The 3,245-nt window shown below is 71.0% G+C and carries 4 protein-coding genes; 3 read left to right on the forward strand and 1 reads right to left on the reverse strand.

Translation table 11 applies throughout. The annotated features are described in order from the left end of the window. Window positions 1-280: MFS transporter (locus tag AB0G02_RS32635; protein WP_360801910.1), on the reverse strand; the 280-nt coding region annotated here is incomplete at its 3' end. A 68-nt stretch (window positions 281-348) separates the two neighbouring features. Here AB0G02_RS32635 and AB0G02_RS32640 point away from each other — a divergent pair. The 3 genes from AB0G02_RS32640 to AB0G02_RS32650 all read left to right on the forward strand — a co-directional run. Beyond that, window positions 349-843 carry a winged helix-turn-helix domain-containing protein gene (locus tag AB0G02_RS32640; RefSeq protein WP_360801913.1) on the forward strand — a complete coding sequence of 165 codons (495 nt, stop codon included), beginning with the start codon at window positions 349-351 and terminating at the stop codon, window positions 841-843. Window positions 844-886: 43 nt separating this feature from the next. After that, window positions 887-2,332, forward strand: a complete 1,446-nt coding sequence (hflX, locus tag AB0G02_RS32645) for a GTPase HflX (protein ID WP_360801916.1) — start codon at window positions 887-889, stop codon at window positions 2,330-2,332. A 37-nt stretch (window positions 2,333-2,369) separates the two neighbouring features. Beyond that, a partial coding sequence (locus AB0G02_RS32650) for a hypothetical protein (RefSeq protein WP_360801919.1) occupies window positions 2,370-3,245 on the forward strand: 876 nt, incomplete at its 3' end.

The following is a 3,245-nucleotide window of genomic DNA, read 5'->3' on the forward strand; positions in this document are numbered from 1 at the left end:
AGGCCACCGGCACCGACAGCAGCAGCGCGGCGCGGGTGAAGTCGGCGGCCAGCATCACCGGCCGGCGGCTCAACCTGTCCACCCACACCCCGGCGGGCAGCCCGATCAGCAGGAACGCGGCCGTGCCCGCCGCCGAGAGCACGCCCATCTCGAACGGCGTGGCGGCCAGCGCGCCCACCGCGAGCAGCGGCAGCACCGTGCGGCCGATCGTGGAGCCGAACTGGCTGATGGTGTCGCCTGCCCACAGCAGGCGGAAGTCGCGATGAGACCAGAGGGACACGGCGGAAGTGTCGCCGGAGTGATTGGAAAGTGTCAATCACTTCTTCTCCGGCGACTTATGCTGTCCCGGTGCACCGACGCCCGGCAACCGAAGCCGAAGCCGCCGCCCTCGCCTCGGCGGTGCGGCTGCGCATCATCCGGCTGACCTACGACCGCGCGCTGACCAACAAGGAGATCGCGGAACGGCTCGGCAAGGACCCCGCCACCACCCTCCACCACGTGCGCAAACTCGTCGCGACGGGCTTCCTGGAGGCCCAGGGCGCCCGGTCCGGCAACCGGGGCGCGCGGGAGATCCCGTACCGCTCCACGGGCCTGTCCTGGCAGTTGGCCAAGGACCGCGGCGCGTACCCCGAGCAGACCAGCGAGGCCGTGTTCGAGGCGTTCCTGAGCGAGGTCGCGGAGCTGGGGCCCGCCGCCGTGGACCAGGTCCGCTTGGTGGTCAAGGTCGACCGCGCGGAACTAAAACGGCGACTCCGGACGTTGTTGGATGAGCTGGCAGCCGAGCCGGCTCACCCCGACGGGGAACGCGTGGCGATCTACCTGGCCCTCTACGCCGGGGATTAACCACTCGGCCCGGGTAGGGGTGCCGTGGGACGATGAAGGGCAAATGACGGAAAACACGTACAGCAGCAACGACTGGCTCGACCACGAGGACGAGCTGTCCACCGGCGACCTGGCACTCGAGGAGCGCGCAGCACTGCGCCGCGTGGCCGGGTTGTCCACCGAACTCGAGGACGTCACCGAGGTCGAGTACCGGCAGCTCCGGCTGGAGCGGGTCGTGCTGGTCGGCGTGTGGACCGAGGGAACGGCGGCCGACTCGGAGGCGTCCCTGGCGGAGCTGGCCCTGCTGGCCGAGACCGCGGGCTCCGAGGTGCTGGAAGGCCTCGTGCAGCGGCGCGACCGGCCCGATCCGGCCACCTACATCGGCTCCGGCAAGGTGCACGAGCTGCGCGACGTCGTGATCGCCACCGGCGCGGACACGGTGATCTGCGACGGCGAGCTCTCCCCCGGCCAGCTGCGGCAGCTGGAGGACAAGCTCAAGGTCAAGGTCGTCGACCGCACGGCGCTGATCCTGGACATCTTCGCCCAGCACGCCTCCACCCGCGAGGGCAAGGCGCAGGTCGAGATGGCCCAGCTGCAGTACCTGCTGCCGCGGCTGCGCGGCTGGGGCGAGTCGCTGTCCCGGCAGGCCGGTGGTCGTGCCGGCGGCGGCAACGGCGGCGTGGGTCTGCGCGGTCCCGGTGAGACCAAGCTGGAGACCGACCGCAGGCGCATCCGCGCGCGCATCTCGAAGCTGCGCCGCGAGATCGCCGCGATGAGCGTCATCCGGGAGACCAAGCGGCACCGCCGGGTGGCCAACGCGGTGCCGAACGTGGCCATCGCGGGGTACACGAACGCGGGCAAGTCCAGCCTGCTCAACGCGCTGACCGGCGCGGGCGTGCTGGTGCAGGACGCCCTGTTCGCGACCCTCGACCCGACCACGCGGCGCACCGAGACCCCCGAGGGCCTGCCCTACACGTTGACCGACACGGTCGGCTTCGTGCGGCACCTGCCGCACCAGCTGGTCGAGGCGTTCCGGTCGACGTTGGAGGAGGTCGCGGACGCGGACCTGCTGGTCCACGTGGTCGACGGGTCCGACGCGATGCCGGAGAAGCAGGTCGTGGCGGTCCGCGAGGTCATCAGCGACATCTCGTCGCGGCGCGACGACCCGATGCCGACCGAGCTGCTCGTGGTGAACAAGATCGACGCGGTGGGCGAGCTGGGCATGGCCCGGCTGCGGCACCTGTTCCCCACGGCGGTCTTCGTGTCCGCGCACACCGGTGAGGGCATCACCGAGCTGCGCGAGCGCATCGCGACCATGACGCCGCGACCGGAGGTCGTGGTCGACGCGCTCGTGCCGTACGCGCGGGGCGAGCTGGTCGCGCGGGTGCACCGCGAGGGCGAGGTGCTCAAGGAGCGGCACACCGAGGAGGGCACCGAGCTGTCCGCCCGGGTCCGTCCCGACCTGGCCGGCGTGCTGGAGAAGTTCGCCGTGAACGGAAGCCGCGCCTGAGCCGTTGCGCGCGCTGGTGCTGGTCGCAGGGCTGTTGATGACGGCCGGTTCCGCTTCGGCGGAGCCGGCCGTCACCGATGTGTGCGCCGTGACCGACGAGCGGTTGGCCGAGCTGTCCGGCTTCGCCTCGAACGGCGACGAGTGGTTCGCCGTGAACGACAGCGACGAGGGCGCGTTGCAGATCCAGGTCGTGGACCGCACGTGCGCCATCACCCGGACGATCACCACGCCGAACAATCCCTACGACGTCGAAGACCTCGCGCTGGCGCCTGACGGAACCCTGTGGGCGGCGGACACCGGAGACAACGGGAAGTCACGCGAAACCGTGGCATTGCACGCCGTTTCCCCGGACGGCAGCGCCCGTTTGTACCGACTCACGTATCCTGACGGAAAGCATGACGCCGAAGCATTGTTGCTCGACGGTTCCGGCATTCCGCACATCGTCACCAAGGAAACGATCGGATCGGCGTCGGTGTACCGACCGACGGCCCCTTTGACCGAAGGCGCCCCGACTCCGATGGAACGGGTGGCGCGGGTGCCGATCAGCACCACGGACACCCCCGGCGGGCCGTTGCAGAACTCCGTGGTGACGCGCGTGGTCACCGGTGGCGCGATGTCGCCGGACGGCAGGGTGGCCGCGTTGCGCACCTACACCGACGCGTACCTGTTCCCGGTGCCGGACGGTGACCTGGCCAAGGCGCTGGGTTCCGACCCGGTGCGGGTGCCGCTGCCCGGTGAGCCGCAGGGCGAGGCCATCGCGTTCGACCCGGACGGCACGCTGCTGTCCGCGTCCGAGTTCGGCAATTCCGGCGGCACGTCGTCGGTGGTGCGGGCGGTGGCGGGTGCGGCGGCGCTGGCCGTGCCGCCCGAGCCCGAGCCCACGACCACTTCGACGACCTCGGCGGACGCGCCG

This window comes from Actinosynnema sp. NPDC023658 (assembly GCF_040639995.1).
Classification (GTDB): Bacteria; Actinomycetota; Actinomycetes; order Mycobacteriales; family Pseudonocardiaceae; genus Actinosynnema.